Here is a 15076-nt window from a genome sequence, read left to right as displayed (position 1 = left end):
GTGGCCGATGAACGCTTTCTTTTCGAGAACAAAAAGGGAGACTGGCGGCATGGACCTGCCGATCAACCCGCCTGTCAAGCCGATGCTCGCGAAGCCGGTCACCGACATCCCGGCGGGGCAGCTCTACGAGCCGAAATGGGACGGTTTCCGGTCGATCATCTTCCGCGACGGGGACGAGGTGGAGATCGGGAGCCGCAACGAGAAGCCGATGACCCGGTATTTCCCCGAGGTCGTCCGGGCGGTGCTGGCGAACTTCCCGGAGCGGGCGGTGATCGACGGCGAGGTGATCGTGGCCGACACCGAGCGCAACATGCTCGACTTCGAGGCGCTGCAGCAGCGGATCCATCCCGCGGCGAGCCGGGTCAAGCTGTTGTCGGAGCAGACGCCCGCCGGGTTTGTCGCCTTCGATCTGCTGGCGCTCGGCGACGAGGACCTGACCACGCGGCCGTTCGCCGAGCGACGGGCCCGCCTGGAGGCGGCGCTGGCCGGCGCGAAACCGCCGGTCTACGTCACGCCCGCGACCGATGACCTGGCGACCGCGCGGCGGTGGTTCGAGGAGTTCGAGGGTGCCGGGCTGGACGGGCTGATCGCCAAGGGCAAGGACCTCGGCTACGAACCGGACAAGCGGGTCATGGCCAAGATCAAGCACAAACGTACGGCGGACTGCGTGGTCGCCGGATACCGCGTGCACAAGTCTGCCGAGAACCGCATCGGATCGCTGCTGCTCGGGCTCTTCGACGAGCGCGATGTGCTGGTCTCGGTCGGGGTGATCGGAGCCTTCCCGATGAAGGTACGCGAGGAGCTGTTCGACGAGCTCCAGCACCTGATCGTGCCGTTCGAGGGGCATCCGTGGAACTGGGCGGCGCACGAGTCGGGTGAGCGTACGCCGCGCAAGAATGAAGTGAGCCGGTGGAACAACGGCAAAGACCTCTCTTTCACGCCTCTACGCCCGGAACGGGTGGTGGAGGTGCGCTACGACTACATGGAGGGCCTCCGGTTCCGGCACACCGCCCAGTTCGAGCGGTGGCGGCCCGATCGCGAGCCGGCCTCCTGCAACTATGAGCAGCTCGAACGGCCGGTCCGGTTCCAGCTGGCGGACGTTCTGACAAGCCGATGACCGGGCTTGCGGCGACCACCGCGTAGCCTCGTGAGCGGACACCGCCGAGATGCGAGGAAATATGCCGCGTACCCCCCGCCTGGTTCTGGCTGCCCTGGCCGCCGCGGTCATCGCGACTGCCGGTTGCACACTGCCGGTCTTCGCGCCCGAGGATGACAGTGCCGCCCCCGCCACCCCCGGAGGCAGCGCGCCCGCCGCGGTGCCCGGCACACAGGCCCAGTGGACCTCGTGCCCCGAGGTGCCGCAGGAGCTCGTCGGCCGCGGTGCCAGCGGCATGACGTACGACTGCGCGTCGGTCGCCGTGCCCCAGGACTGGAACAACCCGCAGAGCGGGAAGACGTACGACGTCGCCATGATCCGGATCCGGTCCGACACGCAGACCGCCCGGGTCGGGTCGCTGCTGATCAACCCCGGTGGCCCCGGCGGTTCCGGCATCGACACGGCCGTCTACCTGTCGTACGGCCAGACCCTCGGTGGCCTGCCGACCGAGGTCACCGACAAGTTCGACATCATCGGTTTCGACCCGCGCGGTGTCGGGCGCTCCAGCCCGGTCAAGTGCATCAGCGATGCCGACCAGGACGCCTCGTTCGCGATGGAGCCCGACCCGAAATCGGCCGCGGCGTTCCAGCAGGCCGTCGATCTGAACAAGAAGATCGGCGCGGCCTGCGGTCAGAAGTACGGCGACCAGCTCGCGAACTTCAGCACCGAACAGGCCGCGCACGACATGGACGCGCTGCGCACCGCCGTCGGCGACGCGAAGATGACCTACCTCGGTTTCTCGTACGGCACGCTGCTCGGCGCGACGTACGCCCAGCTCTACCCCGACAAGATCCGCGCCCTGGTGCTGGACGGCGCGATCGACCCGGAGCAGGACGGGATCGCCTCCGCGGAGACCCAGGCCAAGGGCTTCGAGCGGGCGTTCACCAACTTCACCGCGTGGTGCAAGGCCAACGCGGCACGCTGCCCGATCTCGGCCGACCCGCGCAAGGCGGTCACCGACGCCCTGGCCAAGGCGCAGGCGTCACCGCTTACGGGCAGCGACGGCCGCAAGGCCACCTCCGGCTGGGTGTTCCTGTCGGTGATCTCGTCGCTCTACACCGAGACCGGCTGGCTCCAGCTCGCCCGCGCGATCGAGAGCCTGCAGGGCGGCGACCCGGACGGCGTCTTCGACCTCGCCGACCAGTACGCCGACCGCAAGACGAACGGCAGCTACTCCAACCTGTTCGACGCCAACTACGCGGTGAACTGCGCGGACACCTCGGAGAACCTGACCGTCGACAAGATCCGCCAGCTGCAGGGCGAGTGGCGTACGAAATATCCGCTCTTCGGCGCGTCCATGGCGATCGGCATGATGGGCTGCGCGTTCTGGCCGGGCAAGCACGACCCCTACCCGACGGGTGCGGCCAGCGGCGCCCCGCCGATCGTGGTCGTGGGCACCACCGGCGACCCGGCCACGCCCTACGAGAACACCGCCCATCTGGCCTCGATGCTGGGCACCGGGCACGTGCTGACCTGGGAGGGCGAGGGTCACACCGCGTACCCGAGCACCAAGTGCATCGTCCAGGCGGTCGACAACTACCTCATCGATCTCCAGGTGCCGCAGGAGGGTCTGCGCTGCCCGGCGAAGTGATCCCCTCGCGCTCCGCCAGCTCCTCCAGCAGCTGACGGACCCGGCGCAGGTTGTTCTTCAGCTCCTCCTGCTCGTCGTGCTGGAACGCGTCCGTGTCGACGATGAGCTTGCTGGCGAAGTGCGCTGTGATCAGCGGCACCACGATGAGCACCATGATCGAGATGAGCAGGGCCGCCATCACGCGGCCCTGCCACGTCTCTGGCGAGATGTCGCCGTAACCGACCGTCGAGGCGGTCACTACCGCCCACCACATCGCGTCGCCGAACGAGGTCTCGTCCTCGAAGAAGTGGTACAGAACACCACAGATCATGATCAGCAGCAGGTACGACAGGATCAGCGTCCTCGGCGAGTTCGCCAGCCAGACAAGTCCCCGGTAGACGCCGCGGAACGGCGCGAGCAGTATCCGCACGAAGTCATCGTGCACCGGGACGGAAGGCCAGTCTTCAGCCAAGTGACGGGTGGTGGCGGGGCGGTTCGATGGGGCACTCTGGCCACGTGGATGAACTGACCTTCCGGACGGCCAACCGCGCAGACCTGTCCGATATCTTGACACTGCTGGCCGACGATGTGATAGGTAGCACCCGGGAGACCGAGCAGAGCGACGCCGGTTACTGGGCGGCGTTCGAGGCGATCGACGCCGACCCGCGCAACGAGCTGATCGTGGGGGAATCCGGCGGCGAGGTCGTCAGCACCTGCCAGCTGACGTTCACCCCGTCACTGAGCCGGCGCGGCGCCGAGCGCATGACGATCGAGGCCGTGCGGGTCCGCAGCGACCAGCGCGGGCAGGGCGTGGGCAACGCCATGATGAAGTGGGCCATCGATCGCGGTCGCGAACGCGGGTGCAGTGTGGCCCAGCTGACCACCGACAAGCTCCGCATCGACGCTCACCGCTTCTACGCCGGGCTCGGCTTCGAGGCGACGCACGAGGGCTTCAAGATGTCGATTTGAGATCGCGGTTCTTCGACGGCTGCACTCGTTTCGGCTCACCGGGCATCTTGGGGTGGTCGGGCGGGTAGGGCAGGTCGCCCTGACCGGCCGCCGCGTCACGGTCGGACCACTCCAGCAGCGGCGTGATGTCGTGCGCCACGTCGTCGATGCCGGCGTGCGGGTCACCCATCTCGGCGAACCGCTTCGGCACCGTACGCAGATCGAAGTCGTCCGGCTCCACCTCGGTCAGCTCGGCCCACGTGACCGGGGCCGACACCGTGGCCCGCTCGTTGGCCCGCAGCGAGTACGCGCAGGCGATCGTCCGGTCCCGGGCCATCTGGTTGTAGTCGAGGAACACCCGCTCGCCGCGCTCCTCCTTCCACCAGGACGTGGTGATCCGGTCGGGGCTGCGCCGCTCGACCTCCCTGGCCAGCGCGATAGCCGCCCGGCGCACCTGCACGAAGGACCAGTCGGGCCGGATCCGCACATATACGTGTACGCCGCGGCCGCCGGACGTCTTCGGGTAGCCGGCCCAGCCGAGGTCGCCGAGCACCTCGTTGATCACCCCGGCGGTGCTGACGACGTCGGCGAACGTGTTGCCCGGCTGCGGGTCGATGTCGATACGCAGCTCGTCGGGGTTGTCGGGGGCCGTTCCGCGGACCGGCCAGGGGTGGAAGACGATCGTGCCCATCTGCGCGGCCCAGGCCACGTGCGCCAGGTCGGCCGGGCACAGCTCGTCGGCCGTACGCCCGCTCGGGAACGCGATCGTCGCCGTCCGCACCCAGGTTGGCACCCCGCGGGTGGGGATGCGTTTCTGGAAGAACGTCTCCCCCGCGAGCCCGTCCGGGAAGCGTTGCAGCGTGGTGGGCCGGTCCTTCAGGGCCCGCATGATGCCGTCGCCGACGGCGAGGTAGTACTCGAAGACGTCCCGCTTGGTGTAGCCCTTCGCGGGGAAGCAGACCTTGTCGGGGCTGCTGAGGCGCACGGTGTGCCCCGCGACCTCGATCTCTTCGGCGGGCGATCGGGAAGCTGCCATCCGCTGACCATAACGACGGCCGCCCTCCTCGGGTAGGAGAGCGGCCGTGTCGCACTACTTGAGTGGATCAGGCGGACCGGCGGCGACGGCTGGCGTAGACCGCGCCCACGCCACCGGCGATCAGGACCGCGCCGACGGCGACGGTGAGGCCCATCGGCGCACCGGTGAGCGGCAGGGTGCCGGCCGGGCTGACGCCGCCCGGGGTGGGCGAGCTCGGGGTGGCCGCGGGGGACGTCGCCGGGAGCTCGCCGCCCGGCGGGACGGTGTCCACGCTGGCGGTCGGCGTCGGTGCCGTGGTCGGCGCGGTGCTGCCGTAGCCCGGGCCGCCGCGGGTGGGCTCGGTGGCGCCCGGTGCGGTGCTGGCGTACCCACAGTCGTCGTCGCGGTCGCCGGCGGCGCACGGCGTCTGCATGACCGCCGGCTGGGCGGCCTGGACGGCGGCCTGGTCACCCGCAGCGGCGGGCGCTCCGGTGAGAGCCAGGGCGGCGAAGGCGGTGACGCCGGCCACGGGGAGACCCGCGGCCAACCGGCGCGTGAAACTCATCAGAAGAATCCGTTCTGTCGCGTTTTGTGCCATTGGTCCGGTGAAGTTTAGCGCTTGAGGTCCGTTTTGCACGTATTGGACCCACGGAGAAGAGCGGACAGAGACTTCAACGGCAGCGGGTACGCGCGACGCCGCACTACCAGTGCGGCGCGAAGTACCTTTGATATATGGCGACTGACGAATCCACGATCCCGACCACCGACGACGAGTGGCGGGTTCGCCTGACTCCTGATGAGTTCCGCGTCCTGCGCCTCGCGGGCACGGAGCGACCCTGGTCCGGCGAGTACGTGAACACCAAGACCGAGGGAATGTACGAGTGCCGCGCCTGCGGTGCCGACCTCTACCCGAGCGACACGAAGTTCGACTCCCACTGCGGCTGGCCGTCGTTCGACGATGCCATCCCGGGAGCCGTCAAGGAGATCGACGACCACAGCGCCGGCATGGTGCGCACGGAGATCCGCTGCGCCCGCTGCGACAGCCACCTGGGCCACGTGTTCAAGGGCGAGATGATGACGCCGAAGAACACGCGGCACTGCGTGAACAGCCTGTCGATCAAGCTGGACGCTAAATAGGCGAGGTCAGGGTAGGCGCCGGTCAGGATCTGACCGCGTCGGGCTGAGTGGCCCACCACTCCGAGGGGACCATCTCGTAGACCTCCTGCGCGAGGTCCTTGAGGTGTTCCCCCGTCGGATGCCCGTGGTGGGCGTCCGCGATGCCCTTGAGTCGCACGTACCACTCGGCCAACTGCTCGACTGTCACGGAAACCTGATAGTCCATCACCTCAGCGTAATCGCACACATGGGACCTTCGGCCCTGCCCCGCCGATCGTTTCGCCGGGCAAGGTGGGTGCTGTGCCGCTCACATCGAAGGACCCCGGTCACCGGGGCACGAGCCAACCTGACAGTGTGGAGAACGCTTCAGTTCGGTTGAAGGCGGTGGGGCAATTGCACGGTGTGCGCAAGCGAGTAGCTGTCATCGGCGGCGGCGTGGCCGGATTGGCCGCCGCGGTGCGGATCCGCGACCAGGCACCCGCCGACACCGAGATCATCGTGTACGAGCAGTCCGGCCGGCTCGGCGGAAAACTGCGTACCGGCGACATCGCGGGCACCCAGGTCGAGCGGGGCGCCGAGTCGATGCTGATGAGCTCCCCCGACGGCGGTGAGTCCGCCGCGATCCGGTTCGCCCGCCGCCTCGGGCTCGGCGACTCCCTCGTGCACCCCGCGGCCATCCCGGCGGCGCTGGCGATCGGCGGCAAGCTGGAGCGGGTCCCGGCCGGCACGCTCGTCGGCGTCCCCGGCGACCTGAGCACCCTGGGCGCGGTGGCGACACCGAAAGCCGGCGCCGACCGCGATGAGGGCCGCCCGCTGCTCGCCGAGGGCGAGGACATAGCCGTCGGCGAGCTGGTCCGGGCCCGTTACGGTGCCGAGGTCGCCGACCGGCTCGTCGACCCGATGCTCGGCGGTGTCTACGCGGGACGCGCCGACCGGTTGTCACTCGCCACCACCATGCCCGCGCTGGCTCGCACCGCTCGCACCGAGCACACCCTGGCCGGTGCCGTCCGCGCCGCCCAGGCCGCCTCCGTCAGGGCGCCGGGCCGCCCGATCTTCGCTTCGCTCGCCGGTGGCATGAGCAGCCTGATCGGCGCCGCCGCCGCTGCCAGTGGCGCCCGGATCAGCCTGGGCCTGCCGGTCCGCGAGCTGCAGCGCACCGCGCACGGCTGGCGGTTGCTGCTGGGCCCGGTGCCGATGCCGCAGACCGACGACGTCGACGCCGTGGTGCTGGCCGTGCCCGCGAGTCCCGCCGCGCGCATGCTGGCCGGGATCGATCTCTCCGCCGCCGCCGAGGTCGAGGTGCTCGGCTACGCCAGCGTCGCCCTGGCCGCGTTCGCGCTGCCGCCCGGCACCGAGCTGCCCGAGCTCTCCGGCTTCCTGGTGCCGCCGGGTGAGGGCACGCTGGTCAAGGCAGCCACGTTTTTCACCCGCAAGTGGTCGCACCTGGCCACCGGGGACGGTCCGGTGATCGTCCGGGTCTCGCTGGGCCGCGACGGCGAGCAGGAGCGCCTCCAGTACGACGACTCCGTGCTCGCCGCCACCGCGCACGCCGAGCTGGGCCGCCTCCTCGACACGGAGCTCCCGCAGCCGACCGCCTCGTGGGTGCAGCGCTGGGGCGGCGGACTCCCCCAGTACGCCCCCGGCCACCTCGACCGGGTCGCCCTCGCCCGCGCGGCCCTCAACGACCACCCCGGCCTCGCGCTGGCCGGCGCCGCCTTCGACGGCGTCGGGGTGCCGGCCTGCGTGGCCAGCGGCGAGAAGGCCGCCGACGACGTCCTGAAATACCTGGAGAAGCGATGAGCGAGCCCCAAAGCAATGCCGCCCGGATCAACGAGCTCAACGCCACGATCCGTTACACCATGTGGTCGGTCTTCCGCGCCACGACGCCGCTGCCCGCGTTGCGCGACGAGCTCGCGGGCGAGGTCGACGCGCTGTTCGAGCAGCTCGGCGGCAAGGACGTCACGGTCCGCGGGACCTACGACGTGTCCGGGCTGCGGGCCGACGCCGACATCATGATCTGGTGGCACGCGAGCACCTCCGACGCGCTGCAGGACGCCTACGGGCTGTTCCGCCGCACGGCGCTGGGCCGGCACCTCACCCCGGTCTGGTCCCAGATGGCGCTGCACCGCCCGGCCGAGTTCAACCGGAGCCACCTGCCGGCGTTCCTCGCGGACGAGACCCCGCGGCCCTACATCAGCGTGTACCCGTTCGTCCGCTCCTACGAGTGGTACATCCTGCCCGACGAGGAGCGCCGCTTCATGCTCGCCGAGCACGGCAAGATGGCGCGCGGATACCCCGACGTGCGGGCCAACACGGTCGCGTCGTTCGCGCTCGGCGACTACGAGTGGATCCTCGCGTTCGAGGCGGACGAGCTGCACCGCATCGTCGACCTGATGCGTGACCTGCGCGCCTCGACCGCCCGCCGGCACGTCCGCGAGGAGGTGCCGTTCTACACCGGACGCCGCCGCTCGGTCACCGAGATCGTCGCGACCCTGCCGTAAGGCGGTCATCACCTTAAAGGGCGACAGAGTCGCGGTTTGAGCCACAGAAGCCGCGGGCCCGATTAGCGTCGGGCCCGCGATGACTAAGCCATCAAGCGGTTCACTGCCCGTTGTCCTGATCGTCGAGGACGACGCTGACGTGCGTGACGTCATGTCCTACTCGCTGGAGCGCCGGGGCTTCGAGGTGCTGTCCGCCGCGGGCACGGACGCCGCGACCGAGATCTGCAAGCAGCGGTCCGGCAAGATCGACGTACTCATCGCCGATCTCTCGCTGCCCGGCGACACCACCGGTGGCCTGGCCCGCTGGGTCAGTACGGTCTACCCGCGGATGAAGATCGTCTACGTGAGCGGCATTCCCCGGCACGTGGCGCTCAGCTCCGGCATCGTCCAGGGCGGCGCGCCGTACCTCGAGAAGCCGGTCAGCCCGGACGTCCTGGCGAGCACCGTGCAGAGCCTGCTCCCTCGCCCCGTCGACGCTCCGGACGATTGGTAGACGCCGGGGCCGACCGCGCCGGTATCCAGGCGCGGCTCGGCGAGATCTGCGGACCCGCACCGTCGGAACCGGAACGGAAGCTGATGGTCCGGCTGCTCACTTCGTACGTTGCGAAGACGCCGGCGGCCATCGACGGCCTGGCCGAAGCACTGAACGCGGGCGACACCGAGCAGGTGCGGGACCAGGCGCACGCCCTCAAGGGCTCGGCGGCCAACCTGGGCATCCAGGCCATGAGCACGCTCCTCGCCGATCTGGAGGACACCGCCCGGGCCGGAGACCTGCCGGACCCGCTGTCCACCCTGGACCGGATCCGTGCCACCTACCAGCGGATCGAGCCGATCTGCGCCGGCCTCGCGGAAGAGCTTTAAGGGCGCTTCATGGGTACGTGCGGAATGCCGTCCTCGAGGTACTCAGCGCCCACGGTCTCGAAGCCGAACCGCCCGTAGAAGCCGGCCAGATGCGCTTGAGCCTCCAGGACGCTGGGCCGACGGCCGATGATCTCGAGCGCGTGCTCGATGAGCCGGCTCGCATACCCGCCCCCGCGCGCGGACGGCGCCGTCACGACACGCCCGATCCGCTCGACCTCGCCGTCGTCCAGGATCCGCAGGCAGGCCAGGATCTCGCCGCCGCGCTCGATCCACACGTGCCGGGTGCCCGGCTCGGCGTCGCGGCCGTCCAGATCGGGGTATGCGCACTTCTGCTCGACGACGAAGACGTCGACGCGCAGCTTCAGGATCGCGTAGAGCGTGTTGACGCCGAGATCGCGGAACGACGCCGCGCGGATCTCGTCATGGGGCTCGGGGTGCATCTCAAAATTCTAAAGGCCGTGACTTCCCGTATCCTCGGGCGTTGTTCTGACCGGAGGCCGGAGCCTTGGGAGCGAAGATGATCAAGCGAAGCAAGCTGTTCGGCAACAAGACCCGGGTGACGTTCTGCCTGCCCAGCGACGCACCCGCCGGGACGGTGAGCGTGGTGGGCACGTTCAACGGCTGGAAGCCGGGGCTGCACGAGCTGAAGGTGCGCCGCGACGGCACCCGCACCATCACGGTGAACCTCGCCCCGGGCCACCACAAGTTCCGTTACCTGGCCTCGGACGGCGTCTGGCTGGACGACGAGCAGGCCGACGGCGTGGGGCCGCACGGCAGCGAGTTGCTTCTCTAGAGTTTCACCTCGCCCTCCCCGGGAACGAACTACCGTTAGTTGACGGTGCAAACAACTACGGAAGGGGCTCTCGTGGCGAACGTGAAACTGGCGATCATCTACTACTCGTCCACCGGAACGATCCACGGCATGGCGGAGCGACTCCAGCAGGCCGGCGAGAAGGCCGGTGCCGAGGTGCGGCTGCGCCAGGTCGCCGAGCTCGCACCCGAGGAGGCCATCGCCTCCAACACGGCCTGGAGCCAGCACTTCGATCGCACCAAGAACGACCCGAAGGCGACCGCGGACGACATCGTGTGGGCCAACGCGGTGCTGCTCGGCACCCCGACCCGCTACGGCAACGTGGCGAGCCAGCTCAAGCAGTTCCTCGACACGCTCGGCGCGCAGTGGGGCCAGGGCCTGCTGGCGAACAAGGCCTACGCCGGCTTCACCGCCAGCCAGACCGCGCACGGCGGCCAGGAGTCGACCCTGCTGGCGCTCTACAACTCGATCTACCACTTCGGCGGCGTCATCGTGCCGCCCGGTTACACCGACCCGCTGAAGTTCGCCGACGGCAACCCCTACGGCGTCTCGCACGTCACGGGCGCCACCAACGACGACCCGCTGAGCGACGCCACGACGGCGGCACTGGACCACCTGGCCCAGCGCATCGTCGAGATCGGTGCCAAGCTCGCCGCCTAGGCGAGGACGAACGTGTATCCACGGGCCCGGAGCCGGGTGATGGTGGCTTCGAGCGAGGCGGCGGTGTGACTCCGGTCCCCGCCGCCGTCGTGCATCAGGACCACGGAACCGTTCTTGACGTGCGCGGTGATCCGGGTGGTGATCTTCTTGGCCGGCGGACGGGTCCAGTCCTCGGGGTCGACATTCCAGCCGAGTACGCGGAGACCGTACCCATGGACGACCTTGCGGGCCTGGCTGTCCGACGCACCGTATGGGAAGCGGAAGACCTTGGGTGTCACCTCGGTGGCCTTCTTGATCTGTTTCTGCGCCTTGGTGACCTCCGCGCGGACCTTGGCCGTCGAGGCCTTCTGCAGGTTGGCGTGATCGCGGCTGTGGTTGCAGACCTGGTGCCCCTCGGCGACGACCTGGCGGGCGAGCTCGGGGTATCGGCGGGCCTCGTCACCCAGCATGCAGAACGTGGCATGCACGTGGTGCCGGCGCAGCACGGCGAGAATCTGCGGCGTGTAACGGGACGGCCCGTCATCGAACGTCAGCGCCACTGTCCTGGCCTGCTTGGGAACCGCCGGACCGTACGCCCTCGGGGACCGCTCCGGTGCTTGTGCCGCCGGTTTCACCGGTGCCGCCGGAGCGGCCGGACCCGTGGCGAGCAACAACGCCGCGGCCCCGAAAAGCGACATAGGCTTACGGAGCGACCGGGTCCAAGCTTTTAGTCGAAGATCGGTAGAAACGAGCACACGCCAGAGTACGTCATCCTTTCGGGGACGTATTTCGCAGCTGATGGCAGACTGTGCGCCGTGGTGAAGAAGTTCGAGGCAGATCTGAGCGGCGCAGTGTGGCGCCGCAGTGCAAAGTCCGAGGAAGCGGCCGTTGAGGTCGCCCTGCTGGACAATGGGGTGGCCGTGCGTGATTCACGGCGCCCGGAGGGCGATGTGCTCTTCTTCACGCCCGCCGAATGGGATGCCTTCGTGGGTGGGGCCAAAGACGGCGAGTTCGACCTGTAGCGATATCAACCCGAACAACCTTCATCTCCCGTTACGGTTGGGACATGAGCAATTACGAGGGTTCTGAGCTGCTGAAGAAGGTGGAGCGCTACGAGGCTGCCGTCAAGGAGCTTCAGGAGGCCCACGACGAAGTCAAGAACGTTCTGATCGAAGCCATCCTGTTCGACAGATGGCAGCAGCTCGGCACACAGCTCGGCTTTCACGCCGAACCGGCGGAGAAGGAAGAGCCCAACCGCGACCTGGCACAGCTCAATCAACAGATCTCGGCGATGAGCGACGCCTGGTCCCGATGACGTGTGACCCGCGCCGCGCCGACCGGTAACAACCACGGGCGGCACGGCGCGGCGCGTTAACGTGTCGGCCATGCCCGACACCCAGTACGAAGAGTTGCTCCGACGTGTCCTCGAGACCGGGGTCCCCAAAGCGGACCGCACCGGCACGGGAACGGTCAGCCTCTTCGGCGAGCGGCTGCGTTACGACCTCTCGCAGGGCTTCCCGCTGGTCACGACCAAGCGCGTGCACTTCAAGTCGGTCGCGGTCGAGCTGCTCTGGTTCCTGCGCGGCGACAGCAACGTCGCCTGGCTGCGCGAGCAGGGCGTCTCCATCTGGGACGAGTGGGCCGACGACAACGGCGAGCTCGGCCCGGTCTACGGCAAGCAGTGGCGCTCCTGGCCCACCCCGGACGGCGGTCACGCCGACCAGATCACCGAACTGCTCGCCACGCTGAAACGCGACCCCGACTCCCGGCGCATGATCGTCTCCGCCTGGAACGTCGCCCAGCTGCCCGAGATGGCCCTCGCCCCGTGCCACGCCATGTTCCAGTTCTACGTGGCCGACGGCCGGCTGAGCTGCCAGCTCTACCAGCGCAGCGCCGACATGTTCCTCGGCGTGCCGTTCAACATCGCGAGCTATGCGCTGCTCACGCACATGATCGCCGAGCAGTCCGGGCTGGTCCCCGGCGACTTCATCTGGGTCGGCGGCGACTGCCACGTCTACTCCAACCACGTCGAGCAGGTCCGCGAACAGCTCAGCCGGGAGGCGTATGACTTCCCCGCCCTCAAGCTCGCCCCGGCCCCCTCACTCTTCGACTACAGGTACGAAGACTTCGCGCTCGAGGGCTACCAGCACCACCCGGCTCTGCGGGCCCCGGTCGCGGTATGACCGACCGCACCGAACTTCGCGAACCGCGCCGCTCCGGGGGCTCAGCATGACGATCCACATGATCTGGGCCGAGGCGCAGAACAGGGTCATCGGGAACGAGGGCGAGATTCCGTGGCGGATTCCCGGTGAGCAGAAGGTCTTCCGTGAGCGCACGATGGGCGCCACGGTCGTGATGGGCCGCGGCACGTGGGAGTCGCTGCCCGAGAGGGTCAGGCCCCTTCCCGGGCGCCGCAACGTCGTTCTCAGCCGCCGCCCGGGCTGGTCCGCGCCGGGCGCCGAGGTGCTGTCCTCGATCGACGAACTGTTGAGCAAACTCGACGACTTCTGGGTGATGGGCGGCGCGGAGATCTACGCCGCGCTGCTCCCCCACGCCGGCCACATCGTGCGGACCAGGATCGACCTGGCCGTCGACGGTGACACCTGGGCGCCAGAGCTCGGCCCCGAGTGGCAGCTGAAGAAGGCCGAGCCGGCGGATGCCTACGTGGTCGAGGACCTCAGACGGAGTGGACCAGCTCGACCAGGCGCGTGAGCACGTCCGGGTCGGTTTCCGGCATGACGCCGTGGCCGAGGTTGAAGATGTGGCCGCGGGCGGCCCTGCCCTGCGCCAGCACCCGCCGGGTCTCGCGCTCGACGACCTCCCACGGCGCGAACAGGATCGCCGGGTCCAGGTTGCCCTGCAGGGACCGCTCCGGGCCGACGACGCTCACGGCACGGTCCAGTGGGGTACGCCAGTCGACGCCGACGACGTCCGCACCCGCCTCGCCCATCGCCTCGAGCAGGACACCCGTGCCGACCCCGAAGTGGATCCGCGGGACACCCGCGTCGGCGAGGCCGCTCAGGACGCGCGTGGAGTGCGGCATGACGTATTCGCGGTAGTCCGCCTCGGAGAGCGCGCCCGCCCACGAGTCGAAGAGCTGGACGGCGCTGACACCCGCGTCGATCTGGACCCGCAGGAACGTCAGGGTGATGTCGGCCAGGCGGGAACACAGCGTGTGCCACAGCTGCGGGTCGCCGTACATCATGGCTTTGGTCTTGAGGTACGTGCGTGAGGGCCCGCCCTCGATGAGATAACTCGCCAGCGTGAAGGGCGCCCCCGCGAACCCGATCAGCGGCGTGGCACCCAGCTCGGGCAGCAGCAGCCGGACCGACTCGGCGACATAACTCACATCGGTGGCGTCGAGCGGGCGCAGGGCCTCCACCGCGGCCGCCGTGCGGATCGGCTCGGCCACGACCGGCCCGGTGCCGGGGACGATGTCGAGGTCGATCCCGGCAGCCGCGAGCGGGACCACGATGTCGCTGAAGAGGATGGCGGCGTCGACGCCGTGGCGGCGGACCGGCTGCAGGGTTATCTCCGTGACCAGCTCCGGCCGGCGGCACGACTCCAGCATGGCGACACCCTGCCGGATCTTGCGGTACTCCGGCAGCGAACGGCCGGCCTGACGCATGAACCAGACGGGGGTGCGGGGCACTTCCAGCCCGCGGGCGGCGCGGACGAGGGCGGAGTCGGCGGGAGAGTTGCTCACCCGCGACATCGTGCCACGTGAGTGAACGGGAGCGTGCGGCGCGCCGCGCGCGGACACGAGGCAGTGATCGGCATACCCTTCCTTGCATGGCGCCTACGTCCGCTGCACCCGAGGCGTTCACCCGCGCTGTGGCAGGGTTGCGGGCCGCTGCCCCGCGCGAGGAGATCCTCCTCGAAGAGATCGCCGCACCTCAACGGCTCGCACCGTACGGCTTCGCGCTCAGCGCCACCGTGCTGCGCGACGGCGAAGAGGTCGCGAGCGGCCGGCTGATCCTGCTGCACGACCCGGACGGCCACGAGGCCTGGCGGGGCAATCTGCGGCTCGTGACGCTCATCACCGCCGAGCTGGAGTCCGACCTGGCCGGCGATCCCCTGCTGCCCGCCGTCGCCTGGACCTGGCTCACCGACGGGCTCGAGCAGCACGCGGCCGCGTACACAGCGATCGGTGGCACGATCACCCAGACAGCGTCGACCCGCTTCGGCGAGCTGGCAGGCCCCCTGCCCACCGCCGACCTGGAGATCCGCGCCTCCTGGACGCCCACCTCCGACGACCTCGGCGCCCACCTGCAGGGCTGGTGCACCATGCTCGCCTCGACCGCGGGCCTGCCCCCACCCGGCGTCACGTCCCTGAACCGCCAGCGCGCCTCAACCGCCTAGCGTTCTGCCTCCCGGGCCTCCCGGGCCTCCCGGGCCTCCCGGGCCTCCCGGGCCTCCCGGGCCTCCCGGGCCTCCCGGGCCTCCCGGGCCTCCCGGG

The 15076-nt window shown here is 69.5% G+C and carries 22 protein-coding genes; 15 read left to right on the top strand and 7 right to left on the bottom strand.

Annotated elements, in window-relative coordinates:
* The first annotated feature begins 49 nt into the window (after positions 1-49).
* Positions 50-1117: an ATP-dependent DNA ligase gene (locus tag Ahu01nite_RS23925; protein ID WP_203838846.1), complete on the top strand. Its 1068-nt coding sequence runs from the start codon at positions 50-52 to the stop codon at positions 1115-1117.
* A gap of 61 nt (positions 1118-1178) precedes the next feature.
* Positions 1179-2747, top strand: coding sequence for an alpha/beta hydrolase (locus tag Ahu01nite_RS23920; protein WP_203838845.1), 1569 nt, complete (start codon positions 1179-1181; stop codon positions 2745-2747).
* On the opposite strand, the gene Ahu01nite_RS23915 is transcribed toward Ahu01nite_RS23920, so the two are convergent.
* The gene (locus tag Ahu01nite_RS23915; protein ID WP_203838844.1) at positions 2698-3156 is read right to left on the bottom strand and encodes a potassium channel family protein; all 459 of its coding nucleotides are present in this window, start codon (positions 3154-3156) and stop codon (positions 2698-2700) included. The genes Ahu01nite_RS23920 and Ahu01nite_RS23915 overlap by 50 nt on opposite strands.
* Before the next feature lie 86 nt (positions 3157-3242).
* On the opposite strand from Ahu01nite_RS23915, the gene Ahu01nite_RS23910 reads away from it, so the two are divergent.
* Positions 3243-3695 carry a GNAT family N-acetyltransferase gene (locus Ahu01nite_RS23910; RefSeq protein WP_203838843.1) on the top strand — a complete coding sequence of 151 codons (453 nt, stop codon included), beginning with the start codon at positions 3243-3245 and terminating at the stop codon, positions 3693-3695.
* On the opposite strand, the gene ligD is transcribed toward Ahu01nite_RS23910, so the two are convergent.
* Positions 3679-4710, bottom strand: a complete 1032-nt coding sequence (gene ligD / locus Ahu01nite_RS23905) for a non-homologous end-joining DNA ligase (RefSeq protein WP_203838842.1) — start codon at positions 4708-4710, stop codon at positions 3679-3681. The two genes, Ahu01nite_RS23910 and ligD, sit on opposite strands and share 17 nt — an antisense overlap.
* 67 nt (positions 4711-4777) lie before the next feature.
* A complete protein-coding gene (locus tag Ahu01nite_RS23900) occupies positions 4778-5254 on the bottom strand; it encodes an LPXTG cell wall anchor domain-containing protein (RefSeq protein ID WP_203838841.1) in 477 nt (158 codons plus the stop codon).
* Positions 5255-5421: 167 nt separating this feature from the next.
* On the opposite strand from Ahu01nite_RS23900, the gene msrB reads away from it, so the two are divergent.
* On the top strand, positions 5422-5826 hold the full coding sequence (msrB, locus tag Ahu01nite_RS23895) for a peptide-methionine (R)-S-oxide reductase MsrB (RefSeq protein ID WP_203838840.1): 405 nt from the start codon (positions 5422-5424) through the stop codon (positions 5824-5826).
* Between the two features lie 22 nt (positions 5827-5848).
* Here msrB and Ahu01nite_RS23890 read toward each other — a convergent pair whose 3' ends face one another.
* Complete coding sequence (locus tag Ahu01nite_RS23890) at positions 5849-6031, bottom strand: hypothetical protein (RefSeq protein ID WP_203838839.1); 183 nt, start codon at positions 6029-6031, stop codon at positions 5849-5851.
* 176 nt (positions 6032-6207) lie between these two features.
* Between Ahu01nite_RS23890 and hemG the strand changes: the two genes are divergently transcribed.
* From hemG to Ahu01nite_RS23870, 4 genes are all read left to right on the top strand, one after another.
* The gene (hemG, locus tag Ahu01nite_RS23885; protein ID WP_239159084.1) at positions 6208-7605 is read left to right on the top strand and encodes a protoporphyrinogen oxidase; all 1398 of its coding nucleotides are present in this window, start codon (positions 6208-6210) and stop codon (positions 7603-7605) included.
* Positions 7602-8306, top strand: coding sequence for a hydrogen peroxide-dependent heme synthase (gene hemQ / locus Ahu01nite_RS23880; RefSeq protein WP_203838838.1), 705 nt, complete (start codon positions 7602-7604; stop codon positions 8304-8306). Before hemG ends, hemQ begins: the two co-directional genes overlap by 4 nt.
* 79 nt (positions 8307-8385) lie before the next feature.
* Positions 8386-8799 carry a response regulator gene (locus Ahu01nite_RS23875; RefSeq protein WP_203838837.1) on the top strand — a complete coding sequence of 138 codons (414 nt, stop codon included), beginning with the start codon at positions 8386-8388 and terminating at the stop codon, positions 8797-8799.
* Complete coding sequence (locus tag Ahu01nite_RS23870; protein ID WP_203838836.1) at positions 8793-9167, top strand: Hpt domain-containing protein; 375 nt, start codon at positions 8793-8795, stop codon at positions 9165-9167. Before Ahu01nite_RS23875 ends, Ahu01nite_RS23870 begins: the two co-directional genes overlap by 7 nt.
* Here the strand turns inward: Ahu01nite_RS23870 and Ahu01nite_RS23865 are convergent.
* A complete protein-coding gene (locus tag Ahu01nite_RS23865; RefSeq protein WP_203838835.1) occupies positions 9164-9607 on the bottom strand; it encodes a GNAT family N-acetyltransferase in 444 nt (147 codons plus the stop codon). The two genes, Ahu01nite_RS23870 and Ahu01nite_RS23865, sit on opposite strands and share 4 nt — an antisense overlap.
* 77 nt (positions 9608-9684) lie before the next feature.
* Between Ahu01nite_RS23865 and Ahu01nite_RS23860 the strand changes: the two genes are divergently transcribed.
* Positions 9685-9960, top strand: coding sequence for an isoamylase early set domain-containing protein (locus Ahu01nite_RS23860; protein ID WP_203838834.1), 276 nt, complete (start codon positions 9685-9687; stop codon positions 9958-9960).
* 72 nt (positions 9961-10032) lie between these two features.
* Entirely contained in the window at positions 10033-10638 is a 606-nt protein-coding gene (wrbA, locus tag Ahu01nite_RS23855) for an NAD(P)H:quinone oxidoreductase (protein WP_203838833.1), read from the top strand.
* On the opposite strand, the gene Ahu01nite_RS23850 is transcribed toward wrbA, so the two are convergent.
* On the bottom strand, positions 10635-11315 hold the full coding sequence (locus tag Ahu01nite_RS23850) for a polysaccharide deacetylase family protein (RefSeq protein WP_203838832.1): 681 nt from the start codon (positions 11313-11315) through the stop codon (positions 10635-10637). The genes wrbA and Ahu01nite_RS23850 overlap by 4 nt on opposite strands.
* A gap of 117 nt (positions 11316-11432) precedes the next feature.
* On the opposite strand from Ahu01nite_RS23850, the gene Ahu01nite_RS23845 reads away from it, so the two are divergent.
* The 4 genes from Ahu01nite_RS23845 (at position 11433) to Ahu01nite_RS23830 (ending at position 13329) form a co-directional block, all read left to right on the top strand.
* The gene (locus Ahu01nite_RS23845; protein WP_203838831.1) at positions 11433-11639 is read left to right on the top strand and encodes a DUF397 domain-containing protein; all 207 of its coding nucleotides are present in this window, start codon (positions 11433-11435) and stop codon (positions 11637-11639) included.
* A 44-nt stretch (positions 11640-11683) separates the two neighbouring features.
* Positions 11684-11932, top strand: coding sequence for a hypothetical protein (locus tag Ahu01nite_RS23840; protein ID WP_203838830.1), 249 nt, complete (start codon positions 11684-11686; stop codon positions 11930-11932).
* Positions 11933-12002: 70 nt separating this feature from the next.
* Positions 12003-12800: a thymidylate synthase gene (locus Ahu01nite_RS23835; protein WP_203838829.1), complete on the top strand. Its 798-nt coding sequence runs from the start codon at positions 12003-12005 to the stop codon at positions 12798-12800.
* 46 nt (positions 12801-12846) lie between these two features.
* Complete coding sequence (locus Ahu01nite_RS23830; RefSeq protein WP_203838828.1) at positions 12847-13329, top strand: dihydrofolate reductase; 483 nt, start codon at positions 12847-12849, stop codon at positions 13327-13329.
* Here Ahu01nite_RS23830 and hemE read toward each other — a convergent pair.
* A complete protein-coding gene (gene hemE, locus Ahu01nite_RS23825; protein WP_438874817.1) occupies positions 13295-14323 on the bottom strand; it encodes a uroporphyrinogen decarboxylase in 1029 nt (342 codons plus the stop codon). The genes Ahu01nite_RS23830 and hemE overlap by 35 nt on opposite strands.
* Before the next feature lie 86 nt (positions 14324-14409).
* Between hemE and Ahu01nite_RS23820 the strand changes: the two genes are divergently transcribed.
* Complete coding sequence (locus Ahu01nite_RS23820) at positions 14410-14979, top strand: DUF3000 domain-containing protein (protein WP_203838826.1); 570 nt, start codon at positions 14410-14412, stop codon at positions 14977-14979.
* Positions 14980-15076: the final 97 nt, after the last annotated feature.

The organism is Winogradskya humida, from assembly GCF_016862215.1.
Taxonomy (GTDB): Bacteria; Actinomycetota; Actinomycetes; order Mycobacteriales; family Micromonosporaceae; genus Actinoplanes; species Actinoplanes humidus.
This window is presented reverse-complemented; position numbering and strand designations above follow the sequence as displayed.

Bases quoted from the DNA above. Each gene is read 5' to 3' on its own strand.
- Ahu01nite_RS23925 (WP_203838846.1), top strand. From the start codon at position 50: ATGGACCTGCCGATCAACCCGCCTGTCAAGCCGATGCTCGCGAAGCCG.
- Ahu01nite_RS23920 (WP_203838845.1), top strand. From the start codon at position 1,179: ATGCCGCGTACCCCCCGCCTGGTTCTGGCTGCCCTGGCCGCCGCGGTC.
- ligD (WP_203838842.1), bottom strand. From the start codon at position 4,710: ATGGCAGCTTCCCGATCGCCCGCCGAAGAGATCGAGGTCGCGGGGCAC.
- Ahu01nite_RS23900 (WP_203838841.1), bottom strand. From the start codon at position 5,254: ATGAGTTTCACGCGCCGGTTGGCCGCGGGTCTCCCCGTGGCCGGCGTC.
- msrB (WP_203838840.1), top strand. From the start codon at position 5,422: ATGGCGACTGACGAATCCACGATCCCGACCACCGACGACGAGTGGCGG.
- Ahu01nite_RS23890 (WP_203838839.1), bottom strand. From the start codon at position 6,031: ATGGACTATCAGGTTTCCGTGACAGTCGAGCAGTTGGCCGAGTGGTAC.
- hemQ (WP_203838838.1), top strand. From the start codon at position 7,602: ATGAGCGAGCCCCAAAGCAATGCCGCCCGGATCAACGAGCTCAACGCC.
- Ahu01nite_RS23875 (WP_203838837.1), top strand. From the start codon at position 8,386: ATGACTAAGCCATCAAGCGGTTCACTGCCCGTTGTCCTGATCGTCGAG.
- Ahu01nite_RS23865 (WP_203838835.1), bottom strand. From the start codon at position 9,607: ATGCACCCCGAGCCCCATGACGAGATCCGCGCGGCGTCGTTCCGCGAT.
- Ahu01nite_RS23860 (WP_203838834.1), top strand. From the start codon at position 9,685: ATGATCAAGCGAAGCAAGCTGTTCGGCAACAAGACCCGGGTGACGTTC.
- Ahu01nite_RS23850 (WP_203838832.1), bottom strand. From the start codon at position 11,315: ATGTCGCTTTTCGGGGCCGCGGCGTTGTTGCTCGCCACGGGTCCGGCC.
- Ahu01nite_RS23840 (WP_203838830.1), top strand. From the start codon at position 11,684: ATGAGCAATTACGAGGGTTCTGAGCTGCTGAAGAAGGTGGAGCGCTAC.
- Ahu01nite_RS23835 (WP_203838829.1), top strand. From the start codon at position 12,003: ATGCCCGACACCCAGTACGAAGAGTTGCTCCGACGTGTCCTCGAGACC.
- Ahu01nite_RS23830 (WP_203838828.1), top strand. From the start codon at position 12,847: ATGACGATCCACATGATCTGGGCCGAGGCGCAGAACAGGGTCATCGGG.
- Ahu01nite_RS23820 (WP_203838826.1), top strand. From the start codon at position 14,410: ATGGCGCCTACGTCCGCTGCACCCGAGGCGTTCACCCGCGCTGTGGCA.